The organism is Phenylobacterium montanum, assembly GCF_018135625.1.
Lineage (GTDB): Bacteria > Pseudomonadota > Alphaproteobacteria > Caulobacterales > Caulobacteraceae > Poindextera > Poindextera montana.
On sequence record NZ_CP073078.1, the window covers coordinates 5,444,367 to 5,469,834 of the forward strand.

General features: G+C 67.6%; 23 protein-coding genes. 14 read left to right on the top strand and 9 right to left on the bottom strand.

Annotated elements, in window-relative coordinates:
- The first annotated feature begins 12 nt into the window (after positions 1-12).
- Entirely contained in the window at positions 13-891 is an 879-nt protein-coding gene (locus KCG34_RS24945; RefSeq protein ID WP_211938288.1) for a hypothetical protein, read from the top strand.
- Between the two features lie 4 nt (positions 892-895).
- Here KCG34_RS24945 and KCG34_RS24950 read toward each other — a convergent pair whose 3' ends face one another.
- Together KCG34_RS24950 and KCG34_RS24955 are read right to left on the bottom strand one after the other, a co-directional pair.
- On the bottom strand, positions 896-1,771 hold the full coding sequence (locus tag KCG34_RS24950) for a branched-chain amino acid aminotransferase (RefSeq protein WP_211938289.1): 876 nt from the start codon (positions 1,769-1,771) through the stop codon (positions 896-898).
- Between the two features lie 87 nt (positions 1,772-1,858).
- A complete protein-coding gene (locus tag KCG34_RS24955) occupies positions 1,859-2,251 on the bottom strand; it encodes an MAPEG family protein (protein ID WP_211938290.1) in 393 nt (130 codons plus the stop codon).
- A gap of 111 nt (positions 2,252-2,362) precedes the next feature.
- Here KCG34_RS24955 and KCG34_RS24960 point away from each other — a divergent pair, with 111 nt between their 5' ends.
- From KCG34_RS24960 to KCG34_RS24990, 7 genes are all read left to right on the top strand, one after another.
- A complete protein-coding gene (locus KCG34_RS24960; RefSeq protein WP_211938291.1) occupies positions 2,363-3,760 on the top strand; it encodes a TadE/TadG family type IV pilus assembly protein in 1,398 nt (465 codons plus the stop codon).
- A gap of 67 nt (positions 3,761-3,827) precedes the next feature.
- Entirely contained in the window at positions 3,828-4,472 is a 645-nt protein-coding gene (locus KCG34_RS24965; protein ID WP_211938292.1) for a DsbA family protein, read from the top strand.
- 86 nt (positions 4,473-4,558) lie between these two features.
- On the top strand, positions 4,559-5,353 hold the full coding sequence (locus tag KCG34_RS24970; RefSeq protein WP_211938293.1) for an SDR family oxidoreductase: 795 nt from the start codon (positions 4,559-4,561) through the stop codon (positions 5,351-5,353).
- Positions 5,354-5,442: 89 nt separating this feature from the next.
- The gene (locus KCG34_RS24975; RefSeq protein ID WP_211938294.1) at positions 5,443-6,603 is read left to right on the top strand and encodes a pyridoxal phosphate-dependent aminotransferase; all 1,161 of its coding nucleotides are present in this window, start codon (positions 5,443-5,445) and stop codon (positions 6,601-6,603) included.
- 10 nt (positions 6,604-6,613) lie between these two features.
- Positions 6,614-7,222 (top strand): flavin reductase family protein, encoded by a 609-nt coding sequence (locus KCG34_RS24980; protein WP_249138148.1) that lies wholly within the window; start codon positions 6,614-6,616, stop codon positions 7,220-7,222.
- Positions 7,223-7,250: 28 nt separating this feature from the next.
- On the top strand, positions 7,251-8,051 hold the full coding sequence (locus KCG34_RS24985) for an acyl-CoA thioesterase (protein WP_211938296.1): 801 nt from the start codon (positions 7,251-7,253) through the stop codon (positions 8,049-8,051).
- Between the two features lie 71 nt (positions 8,052-8,122).
- Positions 8,123-10,171, top strand: coding sequence for an NAD(+) synthase (locus KCG34_RS24990; protein ID WP_211938297.1), 2,049 nt, complete (start codon positions 8,123-8,125; stop codon positions 10,169-10,171).
- A 192-nt stretch (positions 10,172-10,363) separates the two neighbouring features.
- On the opposite strand, the gene KCG34_RS24995 is transcribed toward KCG34_RS24990, so the two are convergent.
- Complete coding sequence (locus KCG34_RS24995) at positions 10,364-10,582, bottom strand: hypothetical protein (protein WP_211938298.1); 219 nt, start codon at positions 10,580-10,582, stop codon at positions 10,364-10,366.
- A 207-nt stretch (positions 10,583-10,789) separates the two neighbouring features.
- Positions 10,790-12,217, bottom strand: coding sequence for a helix-turn-helix domain-containing protein (locus tag KCG34_RS25000; protein WP_211938299.1), 1,428 nt, complete (start codon positions 12,215-12,217; stop codon positions 10,790-10,792).
- A 165-nt stretch (positions 12,218-12,382) separates the two neighbouring features.
- Here KCG34_RS25000 and KCG34_RS25005 point away from each other — a divergent pair, with 165 nt between their 5' ends.
- Together KCG34_RS25005 and KCG34_RS25010 are read left to right on the top strand one after the other, a co-directional pair.
- The gene (locus tag KCG34_RS25005; RefSeq protein ID WP_211938300.1) at positions 12,383-13,915 is read left to right on the top strand and encodes an acyl-CoA carboxylase subunit beta; all 1,533 of its coding nucleotides are present in this window, start codon (positions 12,383-12,385) and stop codon (positions 13,913-13,915) included.
- 19 nt (positions 13,916-13,934) lie between these two features.
- On the top strand, positions 13,935-14,330 hold the full coding sequence (locus KCG34_RS25010) for a MerR family transcriptional regulator (RefSeq protein ID WP_211938301.1): 396 nt from the start codon (positions 13,935-13,937) through the stop codon (positions 14,328-14,330).
- A gap of 99 nt (positions 14,331-14,429) precedes the next feature.
- On the opposite strand, the gene KCG34_RS25015 is transcribed toward KCG34_RS25010, so the two are convergent.
- Positions 14,430-15,245 (bottom strand): Cof-type HAD-IIB family hydrolase, encoded by an 816-nt coding sequence (locus KCG34_RS25015; protein WP_211938302.1) that lies wholly within the window; start codon positions 15,243-15,245, stop codon positions 14,430-14,432.
- Positions 15,246-15,377: 132 nt separating this feature from the next.
- Between KCG34_RS25015 and KCG34_RS25020 the strand changes: the two genes are divergently transcribed.
- Positions 15,378-16,238: an SDR family oxidoreductase gene (locus tag KCG34_RS25020; RefSeq protein ID WP_211938303.1), complete on the top strand. Its 861-nt coding sequence runs from the start codon at positions 15,378-15,380 to the stop codon at positions 16,236-16,238.
- An 18-nt stretch (positions 16,239-16,256) separates the two neighbouring features.
- Here the strand turns inward: KCG34_RS25020 and KCG34_RS25025 are convergent, their stop codons facing one another.
- Positions 16,257-16,469, bottom strand: coding sequence for a hypothetical protein (locus tag KCG34_RS25025; RefSeq protein WP_211938304.1), 213 nt, complete (start codon positions 16,467-16,469; stop codon positions 16,257-16,259).
- A 188-nt stretch (positions 16,470-16,657) separates the two neighbouring features.
- On the opposite strand from KCG34_RS25025, the gene KCG34_RS25030 reads away from it, so the two are divergent.
- A complete protein-coding gene (locus tag KCG34_RS25030; protein ID WP_211938305.1) occupies positions 16,658-17,491 on the top strand; it encodes a CE1 family esterase in 834 nt (277 codons plus the stop codon).
- Between the two features lie 120 nt (positions 17,492-17,611).
- Positions 17,612-18,301: an imm11 family protein gene (locus KCG34_RS25035; RefSeq protein ID WP_211938306.1), complete on the top strand. Its 690-nt coding sequence runs from the start codon at positions 17,612-17,614 to the stop codon at positions 18,299-18,301.
- 130 nt (positions 18,302-18,431) lie between these two features.
- On the opposite strand, the gene KCG34_RS25040 is transcribed toward KCG34_RS25035, so the two are convergent.
- Entirely contained in the window at positions 18,432-20,063 is a 1,632-nt protein-coding gene (locus KCG34_RS25040) for an isocitrate lyase (RefSeq protein ID WP_211938307.1), read from the bottom strand.
- A 153-nt stretch (positions 20,064-20,216) separates the two neighbouring features.
- On the opposite strand from KCG34_RS25040, the gene KCG34_RS25045 reads away from it, so the two are divergent.
- Positions 20,217-21,635 carry a helix-turn-helix domain-containing protein gene (locus KCG34_RS25045; RefSeq protein ID WP_211938308.1) on the top strand — a complete coding sequence of 473 codons (1,419 nt, stop codon included), beginning with the start codon at positions 20,217-20,219 and terminating at the stop codon, positions 21,633-21,635.
- Positions 21,636-21,640: 5 nt separating this feature from the next.
- Here the strand turns inward: KCG34_RS25045 and KCG34_RS25050 are convergent, their stop codons facing one another.
- Positions 21,641-24,430, bottom strand: a complete 2,790-nt coding sequence (locus KCG34_RS25050) for a PAS domain S-box protein (RefSeq protein WP_211938309.1) — start codon at positions 24,428-24,430, stop codon at positions 21,641-21,643.
- A gap of 245 nt (positions 24,431-24,675) precedes the next feature.
- Entirely contained in the window at positions 24,676-25,311 is a 636-nt protein-coding gene (locus KCG34_RS25055) for a TetR/AcrR family transcriptional regulator (protein WP_211938310.1), read from the bottom strand.
- Positions 25,312-25,468 lie beyond the last annotated feature (157 nt).

The following is a 25,468-nucleotide window of genomic DNA, read 5'->3' on the forward strand; positions in this document are numbered from 1 at the left end:
GGTAGAACTCCGATGCTTTCGTCCGCCGTCCCGATGGTCCGTTGCCGCCAGATCCAGGACGCAGACCTGGACCGTATCACCGACTTGTTGACCGAGGGGTTTCCGGATCGCCCTCGCAGCTACTGGGCCAGCGGCTTTCACCGCATGGCGAAAAGGACGGCTCCGGAAAGCTTCCCCCGGTTCGGCTATATGCTGGAGAGCGGCGGCGCGCCAGTCGGTGTTCTACTTACCCTGTTCACCGGTTCGGGTGCGCCCGCGGAAGCGGCGCCGAGGATCAATGTCTCGAGCTGGTACGTGCAGCCCGCGTTCCGCTCTCACGCCACGCTGATGGTGGCCATGGCCCTGAAGCACAAGGGGGCGACCTATCTCAACACATCGCCCATGCCGCACACCCTGCCGGTGCTGAACGTCCTGGGGTTCAGGCCCTTGAGCAGAGGCCAATTCCTCGCCGCGCCGGTGCTGTCCGCCGGCGGCAGGGGCCTCACCGTGCACGAGATCGGCCCCTACAGCCGCCAGGGCGCCTATCCCGACGCGGAGGCGTTCGAGCTGTTGCGCAGCCATGCCGCGCACGGGTGCATCAGCCTGGCGGTCTCGGACGGCCGTTCGTGGTCGCCGTTCGTCTTCCTGCGCCGCGAGATCCGATATTCCCCAGTCGGGGTGGCCCAGCTCGCCTATTGCCGTGACACCGCCGATTTCGTCCGCTGCGCCGGCGCCCTTGGCCGACGCCTGGCCCGGCTCGGCTGCTTCCTGACCCTCTGCGACTCGAACGGGCCGGTCGCTGGCCTCGTCGGTCGCTACTTCCCGGGCAAGGCCCCGAAGTACTTCAAGGGACCCGCCGGCCCCCGCCTGAACGACCTGGCCTTCACCGAGGCGGTGGTTTTCGGGCCATAAAACTTCACCCGTGGGCGAAGGCCCAATAGAGGTCCCGCGCGCGCTGGCGGATGGGGCCAGGCTGCAGCTCGCGATCCTCGATGCGGATCATGGCCGTGACCTTGCCGTAGTTGCCGGAGGAAAAGATCTCGTCCGCGTCCAGGAACTCCTTCCAGGTCAGGGTCTTTTCCACCACCTCGATCCCGTCGCCGCGCAGAAGGCCGATCACCCGGCGGCGGGTGATGCCGTCCAGGAACACCCCGTTGGGCGCGGGGGTGAATACGACCCCGTCCTTGACCATGAAGATGTTGGCGTTGGCCAGCTCGGCGACATTGCCCAGCATGTCCAGCAGCACGCAGTTGTCGAAACCGCGGGCGTTGGCCTCGAACAGGGCCCGGGCGTTGTTGGGATAGAGGCAGCTGGCCTTGGCGTCGACCGGGGCGATCTCGATGCTCGGCCGGCGATAGGGCGAGAGGGTCAAGGCGCTGCCGCGGGTCTTGGGCATGGGCGCCTCGTAGATCGAGAGGCACCAGCGCGTGCTCTCCGGGTCGAACTTCACCCCGCCGCCCAGGCCCGCCTCGGCCCAGTACATCGGGCGGATATAGAGTTCGGCGTCCGCAGCGAACTTCTTCAGCCCCTCTCGCGCCAGGCCGACCCAGGTCTCGGTCGGGACCACAGGCTTCAGATGGAACCGCTCGGCCGAGGTGTTGACCCGGGCGCAATGCTGGTCCAGGTCCGGCGTCACGCCTTCGAAGGCGCGGGCGCCGTCGAACACCGACGAGGCCAGCCACGAAGCGTTGGTGCGCACCCCCATGATGGCGACGTTGCCCTCGTGCCAGTCGTCCTCGAAGAAGGTCCAGGTCTTCGAGATGGGACCTAGGGTGGACACGACGCCGGCCATGGACTGCTCCCGCAATGGACTCGCCGGCGCGTCAGCGGGCGCCGGCGAGTTTGTCCTATAGCCGAAGATTTAAGGCTTCGCCTGGCCTCACACCAGGATTTGCGACGCCAGAAGGATCAGGCCCCCGGTGCTGACCAGCCAGACCAGCGAACGGATCTGGCGCACCCCGAAGGCGTAGAGCGGGACATAGGCGACGCGGCCCCAGAAATAGATCTGCGCGCCCAGCGCGGTCATGGCGTTGTCGCGATGGGCGAGATTGCTGATCAGAACCGCAGCGATGAACAACGGCAGGGTCTCGTAGAGATTGTCCTGCGCCCGCCTCAGGCGTTCGGCGACCGCCGACAGCGGCGGCATGGTCTCGTCCCTGGGGCCGGTGTTCCACTTCAGCCCGTATTGGCGGGTCCTCGCCACGTCGAACAGCAGGATCTGCACAAAGGCCAGGACCAGGGTCCAGGCCAGGATCTTCAGCTCGGTCGTCATTAGCCCTCCCGTTCGCGCTCTCTGCTTCGCATAGTTTCTGGAGCGCTAAGCCTGAGCTTAGGGCGAATCTTAAGCACGGCCACCGGATTTTCCGCGCGAGAGACCGGCGCCATGAACCACCTGCGTTTCCAAGATCTGTTCGGCTGCTTCTGGCGCGACCGCAAAGGCGCCACGGCGATGATCTTTGTCCTGGCTCTGCCCGTGATCATGGCCTGCGTGGGTGGGGCGATCGACTATTCCGGCCGTCTGACCGCCCAGGGCCAGTTGCAGGATGCGGTGGACGCGGCCAGCGTCGGGGCCGTGGCGACCAATTCGGCCGCCTTCATCGCCGGCCAGAACATGACCAGCGATGGGCTGATCCCGGTCGGGGTCACCAACGCCACCACCATCTTCAACAGCAACGCCGCCAACATGAAGACGGTGACCAACACCCAGCTGAACGTCAGCGTGGTCAAGTCCAAGGGCTATATCAACGCCACGGTCACGGCGACGGCGACCTATCCGACCACTTTCCTGGGCCTGTTCGGCTTCACCACCCTGCCGATCTCGGCGGCTTCGTCGTCGCAGAACGGCATGCCGCCCTATCTCGACTTCTATCTGCTTCTGGACGTGTCCGGCTCGATGGGCCTGCCCTCGACCAACAGCGAGGAGACGCGGCTGGCGGCGGTCAATCCGGACAACAAGTCGCTCTATCCCGGCGGCTGCACCCTGGCCTGCCATTTCTCAGGCTACCAGGGCTATACGTTGTCGCGGAATGGCGGCAATTCGCACAACCCCCAGGTCACGTCCTGCCCGACGCCCGGAACCAGCACCTGCATTCAGCTGCGCCTGGACGCGGTGGGCTATGCGGTCAACGCGCTGATCCAGACCGCCAACCAGACCCAGAAGTACGCCCAGCAGTTCCGGATCGGGCTCTATCCCTTCATCCGTTACATGTATGCCTACTACCCGGTGACCTATAACATCTCTGGCTCGATCACCGACCCGACCACGGTCAACTACGCCGCCGCCAACCTGGCGACGTTGCTGGACACCGGCGCCAACGCCAGCCTGGGCTCGGGCGGCACTCATTTCGAGAACGCCCTGCCGGCGGTCTCCACCGCGATCCAGAAGAACGGCATCGGCACGGGCGCCTCGGCGAGCAGCCGCCAGCCCTGGGTGTTCTTCGTCACCGACGGCTCGCAGGACAGCCAGTACTACTGGTCGGGCAGCTGGAACGGCAGCAACCACGCCACGACCCTGGACCCGACGCTCTGCACGGCCCTGAAGACCATCGGCATCCGAATCGCCGTGCTCTACATCCCCTATCAGCCGATCCAGAACCCCAATCCCAGCTTCGCGGGCGACGAGGACGACTACGCCAACAACAACATCGCCAACATCCCCGCGCCCCTGCAGTCCTGCGCCTCGCCGGGCTTCTACTGGACGGCCAATTCGCCGGCCGACATCACCACCGCCATGAACGCCATGTTCAACGCGGCCGTGGCCACTGACCACCTGACGCAATAGAGGCTGCGCTTGCGCGGCGGGCCTGAGCGGCCGATGCTGGGTCCGCCCGCCGACCCGAGACCTCGCCATGGACGCCAGCCGCCCGCACCTGATCTATTTCGCCGATCCCATGTGCTCGTGGTGCTGGGGCTTTTCGCCGGTGATCGGGGCGGTGGCGGCGGTGTTCGGCGACGACCTGCCGATCCGGCTGGTCATGGGCGGCCTTCGGCCAGGGACCGACCAGCCGATGACCGACAAGGCCAGGGCCGAGGTGCGCCATCACTGGGAGCATATCGCCGAGCTGACCGGCCAGCCGTTCGACTACGGCTTCTTCGACCGGGCGGGCTTTCTCTACGACACCGACCCGGCGGCCCAGGCGGTGGTGCAGGTGCGCCAGACGGCGCCGGAACTGGCGCTGGCCTATCTCGCCCGGGTCCAGCGGGCCTTCTACGCCGAGAACCAGGACGTGACCTCGAACGTGACGCTGGCCGATCTCGCCGCCGAGCTGGGCCTGGACCGCGCCGAATTCCTCGCCGGCCTGGGGAGCGAGGCGCTGCAGAAGGCGACCTGGACCGACTACGCCATCTCCCAGCGCGCCGGGGTCACCGGCTTTCCGACCCTGATCGCCGGCCCCAATCCCGACGGGACCTATGGCGCGGTGGCCCGCGGCTATCGACCGACTGACGAGGTGCTGGCGGTGCTGGCGGGGTGGCTGGAACGTCAGGCCGCCTGACCCCGCCGTAGCGGCGCCCCGCTGTGCAAGCGCGATTGCGCCGCTAATGTGCCCGCCCAGCAAAGACAACAGCGGAGGAGGCGGCCATGAGCGGCCTGAAGGATGGACTACTCAAAGGCAAGGTGGCGTTCGTCGCCGGGGCCTCCAGCGGCATCAACCTGGGCATCGCCCAGCATTTCGCCCGGCATGGGGCCAAGGTGGCCCTGATCAGCCGCAGCGCCGACAAGATCGCCGCCGCCGCCGAGACCATCACCGCCGAGGGCGGTGAAGCCTTTGGCCAGGCCGCCGACGTGCGCGACTATGCAGCGGTGGACGCGGCCCTGAAGGCGGCGGTCGAGCGCTATGGCAAGATCGACGTGGTGCTGTCGGGCGCGGCCGGCAACTTTGTAGCCCCGGCCCTGGGCATGAGCGCCAACGGCTTCAAGACTGTGGTCGACATCGACCTGATCGGCACCTTCAACGTGCTGAGGGCGAGTTTCGAGCATCTGAACCGCCCCGGCGCCTCGCTGATCTCGATCACCGCCGGCCAGGCCGTGCGGCCGTCGATGTACCAGGCCCATGTCTGCGCGGCCAAGGCGGGCATCAACATGCTGACCAAGTGCCTGGCCATGGAGTGGGGGCCGGAGGGCGTGCGCGTCAACGCCATCTCACCCGGCCCGATCGCCGACACCGAGGGCATGCGCCGCCTGGCCCCCACGCCCGAGGCCGAACACGCCATCAAGTCGCGCATCGCCCTGCGCGACTATGGCAGCAAGCTCGATATCGCCGAGGCCGCGCTCTACCTCTCCACCGACAGCGCCAAGTACATCACCGGGACCATCCTCAATGTCGATGGCGGCTCGGAGCTGGGAGACGCCAGCGGGCGGGCGGGCTTCGGCTGAGGTCGCCGCTGCTGCGACCTTTCCAGCTTTGCGCCCGGCTCCAACCCGTCCTATGTCAGCGGCTCCCGAACTAGAGCCCAGGTCGCCCCATGCCCGTCTCCCGCCGCGGTGAAATCCCTCCCTTCGTGGTGATGGAGGTGGCCAAGGCGGCGGTGGAGCTGGAGCGGGCAGGGCGGCCGGTCTTCCATCTTGAGGTCGGCCAGCCCTCGACCCCGGCGCCCCAGACGGCCCTGGCCGCGGCTCGGCGGGCGCTGGACGAAGACATCCTGGGCTATACCTTGGCCACCGGCGTCCATCGCTTGCGCGCCCGCATCGCCGAGCACTATCGCCGCGTCCACGGGATCGAGATCCCGATCGAGCGCATCGTCGCCACCACCGGCTCGTCGGGCGGGTTCCTGCTGGCCTTCCTGGCCGCCTTCGACGGCAAGGGCCGGGTGGCGATCGCCGCCCCCAGCTATCCCTGCTACCGCAACATCCTGGGCGCGCTCGACGTCGAGGTGGTCGCCGTCCCCTGCGGGCCCGAGACCCGCTACCAGCTGACCCCGGCGCTGATCGAGGAGGCCGCCCGCGTTCACGGCGCCTTCGACGGGGTGATCGTGGCCAGCCCCTCGAACCCCACCGGCTCGATCATCAGCGAGCCGGACATGCGGGCGCTGTCCGGCTATTGCCGCGCTGCGCGCATGACCCTGATCTCGGACGAGATCTACCAAGGCATCCAGTACGACATCCCGGTGGTCACCGCCGCGGCCCTGGACGAGGAGGCCATCGTCCTCAACAGCTTCTCCAAGTACTTCTCCATGACCGGCTGGCGGATCGGCTGGATGATCACCCCGCCCACGCTGCTCCGCTCGGTGGAGAAGCTGGCGCAGAACTTCTTCATCTCGCCGCCGACGATCTCCCAGCTCGCCGCCAGCGCCGCCTTCGACGCCACGGAAGAGCTGGACGGCCACGTGCGCCGCTATCGCGCCAACCACGACATCGTCATGGCCGCCCTGCCGTCGCTGGGGATCAACCAGTACGCCCCGCCGGACGGCGCCTTCTACGTCTATGCTGACGTCAGCCATCTTACGGACGACAGCGTCAAGTTCTGCGCCGACCTTCTGCAGGCCACGGGCGTCGCCATCACCCCCGGCGTCGACTTCGATGTCGAGCGCGGCCACCGAACCATCCGCATCTCGTACTGCACCAGCACCGGGGCGGTCACCGAGGCGATGGAGCGACTGAAGGCCTATTGCGCCGAGCGGGGGTAGGCGAATGGACATGCACTTCTACGAGCCCGCCCAGGGCCATGGCCTGGCGCACGATCCGTTCAATTCGATCGTCGGCCCCCGGCCGATCGGCTGGATCTCGTCGCGCGACGCCGAGGGGCGGCTGAACCTGGCCCCCTACAGCTTCTTCAACGCCTACAATTACCGCCCGCCGCTGATCGGCTTCACCTCGATCGGGCGCAAGGACAGCCTGGCCAACGCCGAAGCCACTGGCGAGTTCTGCTGGAATCTGGCCACAAAGGCCCTGGCGGAGCAGATGAACGCCTCCAGCGCCAGCGTGGCGCACGAGGTCGACGAGTTCGAGCTCTCGGGCCTGACGCCGGCGCCCGCACGCCTGGTCTCCGCCCCGCGGGTGGCCGAGGCGCCTGTCTCGTTCGAGTGCAAGGTCTCGCAGATCGTCCAGCTGCAGGCCGCCGACGGCCGCCAGCTCAAGACCTGGCTGGTGCTGGGCGAGGTGGTCGGCGTGCACATCGACAAGACGCTGATCGTGGACGGCGCCTACGACACCGCCGCCGCGCACCCGATCCTGCGCGCCGGCGGCCTGGACGCCTATGCCGAGATCACCCCCGGCGCCATGTTCAAGATGATGCGGCCCGCCTAGACCTTTCAGCGCAGTTCAGAGTTTCTCGATGTCCGACCTCTTCTTCGACCTCCGTTCGACCCACAACCCGCACCGCTGGTTCATGCCCCTGACGCCCGAGGTCTGCGTCGGGCCGCCGGACAATCAGTTCATGTTCGGCGGAGTGGGCATGGCCGCGGCCATCGAGGCCATGGAGCGCACCTGCGAGCGGCCGGTGGTGTGGGCCACGGCTCAGTACCTGTCCTATGCCCGGCCGGGTACCGTGGTCGACTTGGACGTCTGGGTCCCGGCCAAGGGCAACAACATCAGTCAGGCCCGGGTGATCGGCCATGTGGGCGACAAGGAGATCTTCACCGTCAACGCGGCGCTGGGGACCCGGCCAATGGAGCTGTCTCACGCCTGGGCCCGCGCGCCCGAGGCGCCGCCGCCGGCCGAGTGCCCGGAGACCCCGCACTGGCGGGGGCAGGGCGAGAACCTGCACAGCCGCATCGAGGTCAGGGTGGCCAAGGGCCGCTATGGCCTGTCTCCCGAGGACGAGCTGAGCGAGGACGGGCGGCTGGTGCTGTGGATCCGGCCCAAGGGCGGCATTCCGGTCACCCGCGGCATGCTGGGGGTGATGGCCGACTTCGTGCCGTCGGGCTTCGCCAATGCGCTGGGCCGGGGCGGCGGCGGCAACAGCCTGGACAACACCATCCGCCTCTTGCAGGTGGTCCCGACCGAATGGGTGCTGTGCGAGATCCAGATCCACGCGGTCCATGGCGGCTTCGGCCACGGCTCGATGCACCTGTTTTCCGAGAGCGGGGTGCTGATGGCCACGGCCAGCCAGTCGGTGATTTTACGGCTGCGATAGGGCGGGCGTGCAATCTTCGCCGGTCGGGCCTATGTTAGGCTCGAATTGAGCAAAAGGGGGTCCCGAGCCTCGTGCCCTACGATTTCCACTCCCTCTACAGCCACGATTTCCTGCGGGTGGCGGCGGCGACCCCGCGCGTTGCGGTTGCCGATCCGGCGTTCAATCTCGCCGAGACGCTGAAGCTGGCGCGAGAGGCCGACGCCAAAAAGGCCGGGCTGATCGCCTTCCCCGAACTCGGCATCTCCGCCTACGCCATCGACGACCTCCTGCTGCAGGACGCCCTGCTGGAGGCGGTGGATCGGGCCTTGGTGGACCTGGTCGAAGCCTCGCGCGACCTCTATCCGGTGATCGTGGTCGGGGCGCCGCTCGGGCTGGACGGGCGGCTTTACAACACCGCCGTCGCCATTCACCGCGGTGAAGTCCTGGGCGTGGTCCCCAAGACCTATCTGCCCAACTATCGCGAATTCTACGAGCGGCGTCACTTCACACCGGGCGTCGGCGTGCAGGGGCGCACCATCGCCGTCGCCGGCCAGGAGGCGCCGTTCGGAGTCGATCTGCTGTTCCGCTCGGTGGGCGAGGTCGCCTTCACCTTTCACGTCGAGATCTGCGAGGACGTCTGGGTCCCGATCCCGCCCTCCAGTCATGCGGCCCTTGCCGGGGCCGAGGTGCTGGTCAATCTCTCGGCCAGCAACATCGCCATCGGCAAGGCCGAGACCCGCAAGCTGCTCTGCGCCAGCCAGTCGGCCCGCGCCCAGGCGGCCTATGTCTACACCGCCGCGGGACCGGGCGAATCGACCACCGACCTAGCCTGGGACGGCCAGGCGGGGGTGTACGAGTGCGGTCGGGTGCTTAACGAAACGCCGCGCTTCGTTTCGGGCTCGATCGCCTTCGCCGATGTCGACCTGGGCCGTATCCGCCAGGAGCGCATGCGCATGGGCAGCTTCGGCGACAACGCCCGCAGCGAGGCCGAGCGGGTCGAGGCCTTTTCCTACGCCCTGTTCGAACTCGACGCGCCGGAGGAGGCGGTGGCGCTGGAGCGGCCGATCGAGCGCTTCCCCTTCGTGCCCTCGGACCCGAGCCGCCTCGCGGAGGACTGCTACGAAGCCTACAACATCCAGGTGCAGGGCCTGGCCAAGCGGCTGGAGGCCTCCGGCGCCAAGAAGATCGTGATTGGCGTCTCCGGCGGCCTCGACTCGACCCAGGCCCTGCTGGTCGCCGTCCGGGCCATGGACCGGCTGGGCCGGCCGCGCAGCGACATCCTGGCCTATACCCTGCCGGGCTTCGCCACCTCAGAGGGCACCAAGTCCAACGCCTGGGCCCTGATCAAGGCCATCGGCGCCACGGGCGGCGAGATCGACATCCGCCCGGCGGCCGAGCGCATGCTGGCCGACATCGGCCACCCCTACGCCGCCGGCCAGAAGCAATATGACGTCACCTTCGAGAACGTGCAGGCGGGCCTTCGCACCGACTACCTGTTCCGCCTGGCCAACCACCATGGCGGGATCGTGCTGGGCACCGGCGACCTGTCGGAACTGGCGCTGGGCTGGTGCACCTATGGCGTCGGGGACCAGATGTCTCACTACAACGTCAATTCAGGGGTCTCGAAGACCTTGATCCAGCACCTGATCCGCTTTGTGGCCAATTCCGGTGACGTGGACGCGGCGACGGCCAAGCTGCTGCTGGACATCCTGGCCACCGAGATCTCGCCGGAGCTGGTGCCGGCGGATGCCGACGGGGCGATCCAGTCGACCGAGGCCATGGTCGGCCCCTACGCCCTGCAGGACTTCACCCTGCACTATGTCGCCCGCTACGGCTTCCGCCCGTCGAAGATCGCCTTCCTGGCCCTGAGCGCCTGGGGCGATGTGGAAAAGGGGGCCTGGCCCGAGAACACCCCGGACAGCGCCCGGCGCGCCTATTCCCTGGCCGAGATCCGCCGCTGGATGGAGGTGTTCCTGACCCGCTTCTTCGCCACCAGCCAGTTCAAGCGCTCGGCCGTGCCCAACGGGCCGAAGATCTCATCGGCCGGAGCCCTGTCGCCGCGCGGCGACTGGCGCGCGCCGTCGGATGGGAACGCGAAGCTGTGGCTGGCGGAGCTGAAGGAGAAGGTGCCCGCGGGGTAGGAGCAGAATTCAGATTGCGCTGAATTTTCAACCGCTCATCCCGGCGAATGCCGGGACCCAGATCCTATGGCGCAGGCTTTTGGGCTGTGATGATGAGCAAATATCTCCCGCTCGGAGCTTTATGATCTGGGTCCCGGCATTCGCCCAGACGAGCGGGTTTGGGATTGGGATCCAGGTAGATCCCAATCCGTCCTAGCCGTGATACCGCGACCTGAAGAATGGAATGACCTCGTCCGCCGGCGCCGCCTTGCCGTCGCCGGCGCCGATGGTGATGGCCTTCACGGCGTCGATCGAGATGCGGGCGTTCTCGCCGGGCTTCAGGTCGCGCCGCAGCACCTCCCCGTCGACATCCTCGCTGATCACGATGCTCTGCGGGCTGTCCAGGGTGTTCTCGATCACGATGATGGCCATCCCGATGGTCCTCCCGGCTTCGTTGGGCGGCGCGTCAGGGACGGGCCGCGAGGTGGAAGAAAACGCAAGGAACGCGCGTCAGACTGAACCTTGGCGGTGCGCCGCGACAGGCGCCGCGAGCGTCCGTCCACAACTAATCCGCTCCCCATGTCTTGACGCCGATTCGCCGGGGTCAGGCTTCGCGTCATTTCGCCACGGCGACGCTGGTCAACCGTTCCGGCGCGCATCTTCCAGCACATAGGGCACGATGGCGCGCTCGTTGGCCGGCACCCTCAGCGGCCGGTCGATCGGTGGGAAGGCCCGCTGGGGGCAGTTGTCGCGCTCGCAGATGCGGCACGAGACCCCGATCTGGGCCGCCGGGCCATTCAGGTCCAGGCCGCGGGAATAGACCACTTGGCTGGCGTGGCCCACGTCGCAGCCCAGGCCCACGGCATAGCGCCGCTCGGGCTGGATGTAGGAGCCGGAGCGCTTGATGATCCCCCGGGCCATGCACAGGTATCGCGCGCCGTCCGGCATCTCGGCCAACTGCACCAGGATGCGGCCCGGCTGGCCGAAGGCCTCGTGCACGTTCCACAAGGGGCAGCCGCCGCCGAAGCGGGCGAACTGCAGGCGCGTCGCCGAATGGCGCTTGGTGATGTTGCCGGCCAGGTCCACCCGCACGAAGTAGAACGGCAGGCCCCGGTGGCTCGGCCGCTGCAGGGTCGAGAGCCGGTGGCAGACCTGCTCGAAACTGGTGTGGAACACCGCCTGCAGCCGCTCGACGTCGTGGCTGAGGTCCGCGGCGGCCTGGCGGAAGCGCATATAGGGCAGGACCAGGGCCCCGGCGGCATAGTTGCCGAGGCCGATACGGCAGACATCGAACGCGCCCTGGGTGCGGAAACCCGCCTGGGCCAGCTCGGCCTCGATCAGGTCCTTCAGGTCGTGGCTGGCGATCTGGTAGGCCAGCTGGAACACCCGGGTGGAGGAGGGCTGGGTCGCGTCCAGGGTCAGCACCCGGCTGTCCGGCTCGAACCGGCGCAGCACGCCCGCGCCGCTCTGGACCGTCACCGGGCGGATGTCGCAGGCTTCGCGCAGATAGGCTTCCAGCGCCGGCATGGGCGCCGCGCCCGCGCCCAGGCCCAGCTGCTCGGCCAGGGCCTCGGCCGCCAGGTCCAGGCTGTGGATGTAGTTGTTGCGGTAGTGGAAGTAGTCGCGAACCTCCTCGTAGGGCAGGGCCGCGCTGGCGGCCGTCGCCTCGTCCAGGGCCACCGCCTCCTCGGTGGTCTTCAGCCGCTCGTCCAGGCGGCGATAGGCGCGGTGCAGGCGCAGGTACTGGTGGGCGAAGCCGGGGGCGCTGGCCACCACCTGCTTGATCTCGGCCAGGGAGGGCGGGTCGCCCTGGGCCTGCTCGGCGCTGGCTTCGCGCAGGTCGGCGATCAGCCGCTCGTCGTCCTCGGCGTCGAAGGTCGAGGCGTCGACCTCGAACACCCTGATCAGTGAAATCAGGACCCGCGCCGTGACCGGCCGCTGGTTGGTCTCGATCTGCGACAGGTAGCTGATCGAAAGGCCCAGCTGGGCGGCGCAGGCCTCCAGCGTCCAGCCGCGCGCCTCGCGCAGGTGCCGCACCTTGGGGCCGACAAAAAGTTTGGTCGCCATTTTCGCTATTTTGCAAAAAGCGCCGTTTGTGAAACGCTCGCTTCACAGGAAAGCCGCTTTTTCGGCGCGCCGCAATTGAGTTTTTTGCGAAAAGGCCAGAACACTTGCCGCTACGTCCGCAGGGGTAGTGAAACCTGCGTAGCTTTGCAATTTCGACGAGGCCCCGTGCAGCACATCCTGGAAGAACTGGACCGCCGCAGAGCGCAGGCCCGACTGGGCGGCGGCGAGCGCCGCATCGCCGCCCAGCACAAGAAGGGCAAGCTGACCGCCCGCGAGCGCATCGCGCTGCTGCTCGACGAAGGCAGCTTCGAAGAATTCGACATGTTCGTCGAACACCGCGCCACCGAGTTCGGCATGGCCGAGACCAAGATCCCCGGCGACGGGGTGGTGACCGGCTGGGGCACCATCAACGGTCGCATGGTCTATGTCTTCTCCAAGGACTTCACCGTGTTCGGCGGCTCGCTGTCGGGCGCCCACGCGGCCAAGATCCTGAAGGTCCAGCGCCAGGCGATGAAGGCCGGCGCGCCGATCATCGGCCTGTTCGACGCCGGCGGCGCCCGCATCCAGGAAGGCGTCGAGAGCCTGGCCGGATACGCCGACATCTTCCTGGAAAACACCCTGGCCTCGGGCGTGATCCCGCAGATCAGCGTGATCATGGGCCCCTGTGCCGGCGGCGACGTCTATTCGCCGGCGATCACCGACTTCATCTTCATGGTGAAGGACACCAGCTACATGTACGTGACCGGGCCCGACGTGGTCAAAACGGTCACCAACGAGGAAGTCAGCCACGAGGAGCTGGGCGGCTATCGCGTCCACGCGATCAAGTCCGGCGTGGCCGACGGCGCCTTCGAGAACGATCTGGAGGCCATGACCCAGGTCCGCCGCCTGGTCGACTTCCTGCCCCTGTCCAACCGCGAAAAGCCGCCGGTCCGCGAGAGCTTCGATGAGAAGTATCGCGAGGAGGCCTCGCTCGACAGCCTGGTGCCGGAGAACCCGAACAAGCCCTACGACATGAAGGAGCTGATCCTCAAAGTCGTCGACGAGGCCGACTTCTTCGAGATCAGCCCGGAGTTCGCCAAGAACATCATCACCGGCTTTGCTCGCCTGGACGGTGAGACGGTCGGCGTGGTGGCCAACCAGCCCCAGGTGCTGGCCGGGGTGCTGGACATCGACGCGGCGCGCAAGGGCGCCCGCTTCGTGCGCTTCTGCGACGCCTTCAACATTCCCCTGGTCACCTTCGTCGACGTGCCGGGCTTCATGCCGGGCACGCGCCAGGAGCAGGGCGCCCTGATCAAGCACGGGGCCAAGCTCTTGTTCGCCTATGCCGAGGCCACGGTGCCCAAGCTGACCCTGATCACCCGCAAGGCCTATGGCGGCGCCTATGACGTGATGAGCTCCAAGCACATCCGCGGCGACGTCAACTACGCCTGGCCCACCGCCGAGATCGCGGTGATGGGGGCCAAGGGAGCGGTGGAGATCATCTTCCGCGCCGAGGCGGGCGACCCGCGCGCCCTGGCCCAGCGCGAGGCGGAGTACAAGGACCGCTTCGCCAACCCGTTCGTCGCCGCCTCGCTAGGCTATATCGACGACGTGATCATGCCCCATTCGACGCGCCGGCGCCTGGTCCGCGCGCTGAAGTCGCTCCACGGCAAGGTGCTGACCAACCCGTGGAAAAAACACGACAATATTCCCCTTTAGAACCGGAGACTTTTCAATCATGTCGATCGATTACGCCCCGTCCCACGTGGAGCCCAAGGGCGCCATCCGTTCCTTCGAATATTCCATCAACCAGCTGTCCAAGCTTCTGGGCCTGACCGCCCGGGCGATCCGCTTCTACGAGGAGAAGGGCCTGGTGAAGCCTGGCCGTTCGTGGTCGGGCCGGGTCTACACCCGCCGCGACTTCCAGCGCCTGTCGGTGATCGCCCGCGGCCGCAAGGCGGGGCTGAGCCTGGAGGACCTGGAAGACATCCTGGACGCCTACGACCCCGCCGACCACGGCCACAAGCAGGTCGAACTGGCCCTGGACCGCCTGCAGGAAAAGCTGGTCGAGCTCGACACCCAGCGCGCCGCCATCGTCGCCGAAATGGCGGTGCTGGAGAACGCGCGGGACTGAGTCAAACAGACCCGATATCCGCTCATCCCGGCATTCGCCGGGATGAGCGGTGGTTGTTGCAGTTCAAGCTGATCTCGACATGACCAAAGGGGCCGCCCCTCAGCCCCCCAACAGCCGCTCGATCACCCGCGCCACCCCGTCCTCGTCATTGGACGCCGTAACCTCGTCCGCGGCGGCCAGCACCTGCGGGTGGGCGTTGGCCACCGCGACGCCAAGGCCGGCGAAGGCCAGGAGCGGCAGGTCGTTGGGCATGTCGCCGAAGGCCGCCACCGCCTCGCGGCGCACGCCCAGGGCCTCGCACAGGGCCGCGACCCCGCTGCCCTTCGAGACCCCCGCCGCGCCGATCTCCACATAGGGCCCGCCCGAGTGAGTGACGAAGGCGCGCAGGCCCACCACCGCCTCGGCCAGGGCCGTCAGGCTGTCGCCGTCGTGCTCGGGATGGTGGGCGATCAGCTTGGTCACGTCGGCGTCGCATAGCCGGTGGACCAGGTCGACCCGCGTCGGGTGATGGCGCATGGCGTCGCTGAAGATTTCGGGAAAGCCGGGCTCGTAGCCCAGGGCGTGGCCGTGCTCGGTGGCGAAGACCAGGCCCGGCGCCGCCTGGCGCAGTTCCTCGATCAGGGCGATGGCCAGGTCGGCCTCCAGCTTGTCGTGCCGGCGCACGGCCTCTTCGGCCAGGTCGTAGAGGATCGCCCCGTTGGCGCAGATGGCCAGGCCCGTCAGCCCGGCCTCGGCCGCCACCGCACGCATGGTCCGGGGCGGGCGGCCGGTGACGAAGACGAACGGGACGCCAGCGGCCTCGGCGGCGCGGATCGCAGCGCGGGTGCGCTCGGAAATGGTCCCGTCCGAGCGCAGCAGGGTGCCGTCCAGATCGGTGGCGATCAGCCCTATGCCGTCAGTGCGCGCCTCGGCCATGGAACGGCTCCGCGGGGTTCAGGGGCGGTGTCGGCCGATTTGCGCGTGCGCGCAAGCCGGGCCTTGCGGCGGCGGCGCTTTGGCGCAAGCCTGGGGCGAACAGAAGCGCGAACCGCGCGCAAGGAGACGCCCATGTCCGCCCAGGAAAAGCCGCCCGTCGTCCTGATCACCGGCGCCTCGACCGGGGTCGGCGCGGCCGCGGCGGTCAGCTTCGCCAAGGCCGGTTATCGCACCATCGCCACCCTGCGCAATCCGGACCGGGCGGGCGAGCTGAGGGACCTGGCCGGGACGGCAGGCGTGACGCTGGAGATCGAGCGGCTGGACGTCGAGGACCGGGCCTCGATCGATGAGCGCGCAGCCGCTGCCCTGGCCCAGGGCGGGGTGGACGTGCTGGTCAACAACGCCGGCGCCGGCTTCCTCGGCAGCCTGGAGCAGACCACCGACGAGGACCTCGACCGGGTGATGAACGCCAACTTCTTCGGCGCCTGGCGGCTGACCCGGGCGCTGCTCCCGCACATGCGCGAGCGCGGCTCGGGCCGGATCATCAGCCTCAGCAGCGTCGGGGGCCTGGTGGGCCAGCCGTTCAACGACGCCTATTGCGCCGCCAAGTTCGCCCTGGAGGGGGCCATGGAGTCCCTGGCGCCGGTGGCCCGCGCCTTCGGCGTCCATGTCAGCCTGGTCGAGCCCGGACCGATCAACACCGCCTTCGTCGCCAATGTCCGCGCCACGAGCCAAGAGGTGCTGGGCCGCCTGGTCCCGCCCTACGACCAGCTGGCCGCCGCCTATATGGGCGCCTCGGGCAATGTCTTCGCCACCTACGGCCAGACCGGCGATGACATCGCCGAGATCATCCTGAAAATCGCCCAGGACCCGGCCCCCAAGCTGCGCAACATCACCTCAGACTTCGCCGCCGGCTTCGTCGGCTGCAAGCTGAAGGACATGACGGGGGAGGCCACGCTGGCGGTGACGGGGGCGCGGCTGAAGGCGGGGTAGGGGCGCCGGGCTCCAGGATCAGCCGTCCTTGGGGCCTTTGGCGCTCGACTTCCGGGCGGCTTCAAGCTCGGCGCCTTCCGGGCCATCCAGCGCCTGTTCGGCTTCTCGCGCCTTCTGCTCCACCGGACCCTTCCGGACGAAGTCGGCCTCGTCCTTCTGAAATTTGCGGGCGCCGATATAGTCGCCTTCGCCCTGTAGGGGCATGGGTTTGTTGGGGGTGGGTTCGGCCATCGAAGCCTCCGTTGATCTGAAATCTGTCAGTCAGGGAATTCGCCCAGAGGCCAGCGGTTCCGATCCTGACTCGGCCGATGTAGGCCCGGCCGGCGGCCAGGGCCGCGCGCTTGATCATCTCTGGTTCATCTGAAGGTCTCCACGATCATGGACGCGGCCGGTGAGCTGCATCTTAGGGGCGAGGTGTGATGCAGAGAGCGATCCTTTCAGCCGTGATGACAGCTTTCCTCGCGGCTAGCGCCCCCCAGCCCGCCCACGCCGCCGACCTCACCGAAGCCTACTCCGGCCGGCAGATGATCGTGCATGTGCCGGACCACCTTCCGCCCGCCGGCGCGCGGGCGCTGGTGGTCGTGCTGCATGGCGGGCTCGGCAACGCCCAGCATATCGCGGGCGGGGGCGCCGAGAGCGCGCTGAACATGGACGCGGTCGCCGACAAGGCCGGGTTCGTGGTCGCCTATCTGGACGGGACCCCGGTGACGCGGCGGCTGGGCGGCCAGTTCCTGGGCTGGAACGCCGGGGGCGGGTGCTGCGGCGTCCCGGCCGAGACCGGCGTGGACGACGTGGCCTACATCAAGGGCGCGGTGGACGACCTCGCCGGCCGCTATGGGATCGACCGGGCGCGGGTGTTCGGCATGGGCCATTCCAACGGGGCGATGATGACTCAGCGGCTGGTCTGCGAGACCCGTCTCTACGCCGCCGCTGTGGCCATCTCCGGCCCGCTGAACCTGGACGCCGAGACCTGCCCGGCGGCCAAGGGCGCGCGCATCCTGGCCCTGCACGGCGCCGACGACGAGAACGTGCCGGTGGCGGGCGGGGCAGGACAAAAGGGTCTCTCGCGCGTCGCCTACAAGTCCGAGGCCCGCTCGCGCCAGGTGATGACCGCCTCGGGCGCGGACTATCAGCTGCAGATCGTCCCCGGCGCACCCCACCGCCTGGCCGACATCGAGGCGGCGATGGAGAAGGCCGAGGGCCAGACCATCGCGGAAAAGGCGGCGAGGTTCTTCGGTCTGATGCCGCGTTGATCGGCCGCCCTGCTACCCAGCGGCGAGTTCAAGCTTGACATTAGAACAAATATAGAACAAATGGCTTGTTCCGATCGATGACGGACCGCGCGAACTCAACCCCGCCATAAAGGTCTCCAGATGACCAATATATACCGGATGAAGGCGAAATTTTCGACAGACCTGGCTTTGGCGGTCGGCGGCTCCGATGATCTTCCTTTGATAGAATTGAGCTACAATGTCCGGCGCGGCGAGGGGAAGAATTTTCAGCTGAGCATGTATCAGCGTGTAAAAATGAAACCTCCGAAGTTGGCGGCGGAACTTGTGCTTCGGAAAGAAGATTTCGATTTCGATTATTTTCAGTGGGGGCCGACGGTGCTGGTGTCGGAAAGGATGCGGCAGGTCATGGCGCTCGACGCCGCTACCGCGCGCTATCTTGAAGTCGACTCCAGCAGATCGGCGCCGCTGCCGCGATCGAAGAACTACAAGATCTTGGAGCCTGAGGCGGACGAAGACGTGTCAGACCTGGAAAGGTCGGAATACGAGATGGTCCAATTCATGCCCGGTCTGCCTTCGACGCCCAGTTTGTACGGCCACCTCGTAGTGCGCACCGACACAGAGCCGAGGCATGAGCTGTTCTACGACGCCTTCTTCACCGCGGACATCTTCTGTACGGAAGCGTTCGCCCTGCGGGTCCTCAGGGCCGGTTGCACCGGTGTGGAGTTCGGCGTGCTGAATGAGGGAGAGCATCGACTCTGCCGGACGCTGCGTGGAATCGAAAGAGTCCGGGGCTACGACGAGGCCCGCCAGGAAATCATGGAACTGGTTTGAGCCATCGAACCAGGCGAATCCGCGCTGTAGCCAGCTGGGCGCCTGTCTGCACCGCCTGCATGAAACGCAGAACGGCCCGGGGATGTGCGCCCCGGGCCGTTCACACCACAAACTATCGGGCCGTTGGGTTTTAGCCGAACTGGTTCATGGTGTTGTCCTTGCCGCCGGCCTTCAGGGCCGCCTCCCCGGCAAAGTACTCCTTGTGGTCGTCGCCGATGTCCGAGCCGGACATGTTCTGGTGCTTCACGCAGGCGATGCCCTGGCGGATCTCCTGGCGCTGGACGTTCAGCACGTAGCCCAGCATGCCCTGCTCGCCGAAATACTCCTTGGCCAGGTTGTCGGTGGACAGGGCCGCGGTGTGGTAGGTCGGCAGCGTGATCAGGTGGTGGAAGATGCCCGCCCGCTTGGAGGCGTCGCGCTGGAAGGTGCGGATGCGCTCGTCGGCCTCGGCGGCCAGTTCGGTCGCGTCGTACTCCACGCTCATCAGGCCGGCGCGGTCATAGGCCGAGACGTCCTTGCCCGCCGCCTTCCAGGCGTCATAGACCTGCTGGCGGAAGTTGATGGTCCAGTTGAACGAGGGCGAGTTGTTGTAGACCAGCTTGGCGTTCGGGATCACTTCGCGGATGCGGTCGACCATGCCGGCGATCTGTTCGATGTGCGGCTTTTCGGTCTCGATCCACAAAAGGTCGGCGCCGTTCTGCAGCGAGGTGATGCAGTCCAGGACGCAGCGGTCCTCGCCGGTGCCGGAACGGAACTGGAACAGGTTGGAGGGCAGGCGCTTGGGGCGCATCAGCTTGCCGCCGCGGTTGATGACCACGTCGCCGTTCTTGAAGTCGCCGGGGGCCAGCTCTTCGCAGTCGAGGAAGCTGTTGTACTGGTCGCCGATGTCGCCCGGCTGGCTCGAGAACGCGATCTGCTTGGTTAGGCCCGCGCCCAGGCTGTCGGTGCGGGTGACGATGATCCCGTCCTCGATGCCCAGTTCCAGGAAGGCGTAGCGGCAGGCGCGGACCTTGGCCAGGAAGTCGTCGTGCGGGACGGTGACCTTGCCGTCCTGGTGGCCGCACTGCTTTTCGTCCGAGACCTGGTTTTCGATCTGCAGGGCGCAGGCGCCGGCCTCGATCATCTTCTTGGCCAACAGGTAGGTGGCCTCTGCGTTGCCGAAGCCGGCGTCGATGTCGGCGATGATCGGGACCACGTGGGTCTGATAGTTGTCGATCTTTTCCGCCAGGGCCTTTTCCTTGGCCGCATCGCCGGCCGCGCGGGCGGCGTCGAGGTCGCGGAACATGAGGCCCAGCTCGCGGGCGTCGGCCTGGCGCAGGAAGGTGTACAGCTCTTCGATCAGGGCCGGGACCGAGGTCTTTTCGTGCATCGACTGGTCGGGCAGGGGGCCGAACTCGGAGCGCAGGGCGGCGACCATCCAGCCGGACAGGTAGAGGTAGCGGCCCTTGGTGGTGCCGAAGTGCTTCTTGATCGAGATCATCTTCTGCTGGCCGATAAAGCCGTGCCAGCAGCCCAGCGACTGGGTGTAGTTGGCGGCGTCGGCGTCATAGGCGGCCATGTCGGCGCGCATGATCGCGGCGGTGTAGCGGGCGATGTCCAGGCCCGACTGGAAACGGTTCTGCAGCTGCATGCGGGCCACGCCCTCGGCGCTGATGCCGTCCCAGGTCCCGCCCTTGCTCTCGATGAGCTTCTGGGCCTTGGCCACGAGGCCCGAATAGGGCGTGCGCTGTTCGGTCGGGGTGATCGCGCCTTGGTAGGTCATATGCCGGATCCATCAGTCGGGAGGAGAACTGACCTGGGCGATAGCGCGGGGCTTGCTCCGTGCGGAGAGCGATCGAAGCCAAGCTGTCACACTTTACAAACAATACCTGTAATGATGTAAGAATGTGACAATCTGATCGGAGGGCCGGGCCGGATGTCCAGCCAGAGACCCGTCTTCATGGGGCCGCGCCTGCGTCGGCTGCGGCGCGACCTGGGCCTGACCCAGACGGCCATGGCGGCCGACCTGGAGATCTCGCCGTCCTATGTGGCGCTTCTGGAGCGCAACCAGCGGCCCCTGACCGCCGACATGCTGCTGCGTCTGGCGCGCACCTACAAGATGGACATGGCCGAGATCGCCGGGGACGGCGGGGCCGAATACACCGCGCGGCTGCAAGGGGTGCTGAAGGACCCGATGTTCGCCGACATCGACTTGCCGCCGCTGGAGGCCGCCGACGTGGCCGCCAGCTATCCCGGCGTCGCCGAGGCCCTGCTGCGCGTCTACACCGCCTACAAGGAAGAGCAGCTGGCCCTGGCCGACCGGGGCGCGGAGGCGCGGGCGGGCTCCAGTCCGGACGCGGACTCCACCGATCCCGTCGGCGAGGCGCGGCGCTTCCTGGCCGCCCGCCGCAACTGTTTCCCGGCCCTGGACGAGGCGGCCGAGCGGCTGTCGCAGCAGGCCGGCGGCCAGGCGGGGCTGATCGAGCGGCTGAAGGCCCGGCACGGCTTTCGCGTGCGCCGCCTGCCGCCCGAGGTGATGGTCGGATCGCTGCGACGGCTGGACCGGCACCATGACGAGGTGCTGCTCGACGACAGCCTGGACACCGCCAGCCAGACCTTCCAGCTGGCCCTGCAACTCGCCTATCTGGAGCTGAGGGACGAGATGGACCTGGCGCTGAAGGACGGCAGCTTCGCCAGCGACAGCGGCGAGCGCCTGGCCCGCCGCGCATTGGCCAGCTACGCCGCCGCCGCCATACTGATGCCCTATGCCGCCTTCGCCCGGGCGGCCGAGGCCCGGCGCTACGACGTCGAGGCCCTGGCGCGTCAGTTCAGCGCCAGCTTCGAGCAGACCGCCCACCGCCTGACCACGCTGCAGAAGCCGGGGCAGGAGCGGGTGCCGTTCTTCTTCATCCGGGTCGATCCAGCGGGCAACGTCTCCAAGCGGCTGGACGGCGCCGGCTTTCCCTTCGCCCGGCACGGCGGCGCCTGCCCCCTGTGGTCGTTGCACAACGTCTTCAAGACCCCGCGCGAGATCGTCACCCAGTGGCTGGAGCTGCCGGACGGGCAGCGCTTCTTCTCCATCGCCCGAACGGTCACCGCCGGCGGCGGGGCCTATGGCGCGCCCAGGGTCGAGCGGGCTATCGCCCTCGGCTGTGCGGCCGAGCACGCGGGCCGGCTGATCTATACCCAAGGCCAGGGCGACCTCGCCCAGGTGGAAGCGACGCCGATTGGGGTCACCTGCCGCCTGTGCCAGCGGGCGCGCTGCACGGCCAGGTCCGCCCCGCCGATCGGCCGCCAGGTGCTGCCTGACGACTACAGTCGCGCCATGGCGCCCTTCGGCTTTTCCGACAGTTGACCCTCTCAGGCGCGGGCGGTCGAGCCGTCAGCAGCCGCCGCTGTCCGCTGAGGTTCGCCCCAGTGGGCGATCTTGCCCAAAAGGTCCTCCGGCCGAATCGGCTTGGCGATATGGTCGTTCATGCCGGCCTCGCGACAGGCGGCCAAGTGCGCCGGCAAGATGTTGGCGCTGAGGGCCAGGATCGGCGTCTCGTAGTTGAGGTTGGAATTGGCGCGGATGGCGCGGGAAGCGGCCAGGCCGTCCATGCCGGGCATCTGCAGGTCCATCAGGATCAGGTCGAAGGGCTGCTGCATGGCCGCGCTGACCGCCTCGGCGCCGCCGGCGGCTTCGACCACCTCGACGTCGAACGGCGTCAGCATGGCCACCACCAGCGCGCGGTTCATCTCCACGTCGTCCACGAGGAGGATGCGCAAGGCGCCGACCTCGAAGGCGCCGCTCTCCCGGGCCGGCTCGGCCTCGACCTGGTCGGCCGCAGGGGCGGGGACGGTGAACCAGAAGGTCGAGCCCTGCCCGAGCTGGCTTTCGACCCCGATCTCGCCGCCCATCGCATCCACTAGCCCCTTGCAGATGGCGAGGCCCAGGCCCGTCCCGCCGAACTCGCGCGAGATCGACCCGTCGACCTGGGAGAAGCGCTGGAACAGCCGGTGCGACAGCTCCTCGGGCACGCCGATGCCGGTGTCGATCACCTCGAAGCGCAACGACCCGCCGAGGGCCATCGTATAGTCGGCGATCACGGTCACAGAGCCGCCCTCGGTGAACTTGATCGCGTTGGTCAGCAGGTTCAGCAGGATCTGGCGGATGCGGGCCCAGTCGGCGAAGGCCGCGACCGGCAGGGCGCCTGAGGGCCGGACCTCCAGCGCCAATCCCTTGGCCGCGGCGTGGCTGGAGACCAGGGTGACGGTCTCGGTGATGAAGGCGGCGGGGGCGAAGGCGTGCGGGTCCAGCTCGATCTGGCCGGCGTCGATCTTGGAGAAGTCCAGGATGTCGTTGACCACCGACAACAGGGTCTGGCTGGCGGTGGTGATGCGCGCGATATGGCGGACGGCGGCCGGCGGCAGGCCCTTGACCTCTTCCAGGAGCGCGCCGAAGCCGATGATGCCGGTCAGCGGGGTCCTGATCTCGTGGCTCATATTGGCCAGGAAATCGCTCTTTGCGATGGTCGCCGCCTCGGCCTCGCGCTGCTTGCGCACCAGTTCGGCCTCCAGCGCCTTGCGGGCGCTGACGTCGCGCACGCAATCCTGGATCGCGATCGGCCGCCCGCTTTGAGGGTCCAGCACCAAGGTCGGATCGGCCTCGATCCAGGCGTATTGGCCATCCTTGCGTTTCAGACGGTACTCTAGGCGGATCGAAAGCCCGGTGGCTGGGTGCTCGATCACCGCGCGCACCCGCGCCGACACCCGCGCCCGATCGTCTGGGTGCATGTAGTCGAGGCTGTTGCGGCCGACCAACTCCTCCGGCTTGTAGCCGAACACCGTCTCGCAGGATGGAGACAGATAGGTCAGCACGCCATTCAGGTCGGCCCTGGTGATCACGTCGCTGACGTTTTCGGCCAGCATGCGGAACTTGGCTTCGCTTTCCGCCAGGGCCAGCTCGGCCGCCTTGCGCACGCTGACATCGCGCCAGACCGAAAGGGCGCCGGTGACTTCGCCCTTGTCGTTGGTCAGGGGTGAGGGACTGCCCTGCATCCAGACCCACTTTCCGTCGGCGCATCGCACGCGGAATTCGAGATCGGCCGCATCCAGGTCCCGCGCGCCCCCCGCCAGGGCGCTCCTGGCGCGGCGCGTGGAGGCTCGGTCTTTCGGGTGCATCAGATCGGTCACCTTGGTTCCGATCAGGGCTGCAGGCTCGTATCCGAGGCGCCGCACGGCCGGCGAGACGAATTCGATGATCCAGTCGGGATCGTAGCGCAGGGTGATGTCGACCGCCTTGTCGGTCAGCAGGCGATAGCGCGCCTCGCTTTCGGCCAGGTCAGCCTGCAGGCGGCGGCTGCGAGCCAGGGCCGCGCCCACTGAAAGGTTCAGCACCGCCGACACGCCCAGGAAGATCTGCAGCGAAAGCTCGCTCTCATGCGCGGTCTGGCCGACCAGGGGGGTCGGGCCGAAGCCGAAAACGCTAAGACCCTCGCCGATCAGGGCCGTCAAGACCAGGCCGGCTGCTGCGCCGACTGTCTCAAGCTCGAACACCAGCACCAGCATCGCTGCCGAGACGACGAAGAGCACAGAATAGCGGGTCTGCAGGAAGGCCATGCAGTCGGTGGCGGCGAAGGCCGCGAGCATGGCCGCTGCGCGCCATTTCCCGGCGCCGCCAAGCGCGGCCCGGAGTTTCGGCCCGGTGAAACTGATCAAGGCCGGCGTCACGATCAGCAGCCCGAGCCCGTCGGACAGGGTCCACATCAGGATGTCGCGCAGCGACTCGCGCCCCCGATAACCTTCGAAGAAGCGGGAGGTGGTCAGGGCCGAGGTGATCGCCGCCGCCGAGCAGAGCAGCACGAAGGTCACGAGGTCCCGGCGCTTGGAAAAATCCGGCGGCCCCTTCAGCACGAAGCGCAGGCCGAAGCTGCAGATCGAAACCTCGATCGCATTGGAGGCCGAAAGGATCACGCTCAAGGCCGTCGGGTTGCCGCCGGCGAGGTTGCCCAGGAGGCCGCCCACAAAGCCGAATGCCAGCAGCGGCGCCCACTGGCCCTCGGGCCGCGCCAGCATCGCCGCCAGCACCACGGCGTTGGCCGGCCAGATTGGCACCACCCCCTTGGTATAGGTGCTGATCAGGACGCTGAGCCAAGTGGTGACGAACACCGCCGCTCCCGTCAGGAGCGCGATTTTTAATACTTCGACTAGCCGTTGATTTCTCGCCGGACTGTCCAAGTGTCTCGCCCTTTAACAGGCGCAGCTTAAAGGCGATGCTGCCAAGTCGCTATAGCCAAAATGGAACGACAGAATTTTGGGTTTTGCTTGATTTTCAAGGGTCAGAGTGCACCGGGCGCAGTCTTTTCCTTTGACGATCACCTTTTGCGACGATCCGAGTCTTGCCTAAGCGCCGATCAGTTCGGGGCTTCCGCTTCGCCCAGAATGCGATCGAGCGCCTTGCAGCAGAGGTCGACGGCGCGTTCGGCCGCGAGGGCGCCCGGCGACAGGCAGAATTCCAACCACAGGCCGTCCATCACCGCCGACATCAGCATGGCGCAGTCCTCGGCGGGCAGGCCGGCGGCTGTCGGCGCTCGCCTCTGGAAAGCCGTGGCCAGCAGGCTTTCCTGCCGGCGCTTGTGCTCGTCGTGTACGCGGGCGAAGCGCGGGTCCGAGCCGACCATGGACCAGAAGGCGATCCAGGCTCCGAAGATGTCTGCGCCGCCCCAGTCCTTCGAAAACAGCGCCTGGAATAGGGCCCGCAGGGCGATCCGCGGCTCGCTCGCTGCGCCAAGGGCGCGGGCCAGGTCGTCCAGGAAGCGCGCCGACAGCGCCTCGTAGGCCTCGAGAAACAGGTCCTCCTGGGCGCCGAAATAGTGCTGCAGCAGGCCGTGCGACACGCCCGCGCGCCGGCAGACCTCTCGCCCCGTGGCGCCCCGCGGGCCGTGCTCGGCCAGGCAGGCGACGGCTGCGTCCAGCAGGTCCTGTCGCCGGTCCTCGGGCTTTTTGCGGCGCCGGGTGCGGGGGGCCGCGACGGGAGAGGCTGTATCCACCAAGATTGTCCTTGCGCGAAGCAGGTGCGACCATCGGCCAAGGCTGGCCGAATGTCCAATAGGGCAGGCGCCGGACCGGGCTGGGCTGCGCACGCAATCGGGGCGCCGGGGGCGCAGGCCGCCCGATACTTGAAAAAATCGCTTGCGTGGCGGCAGC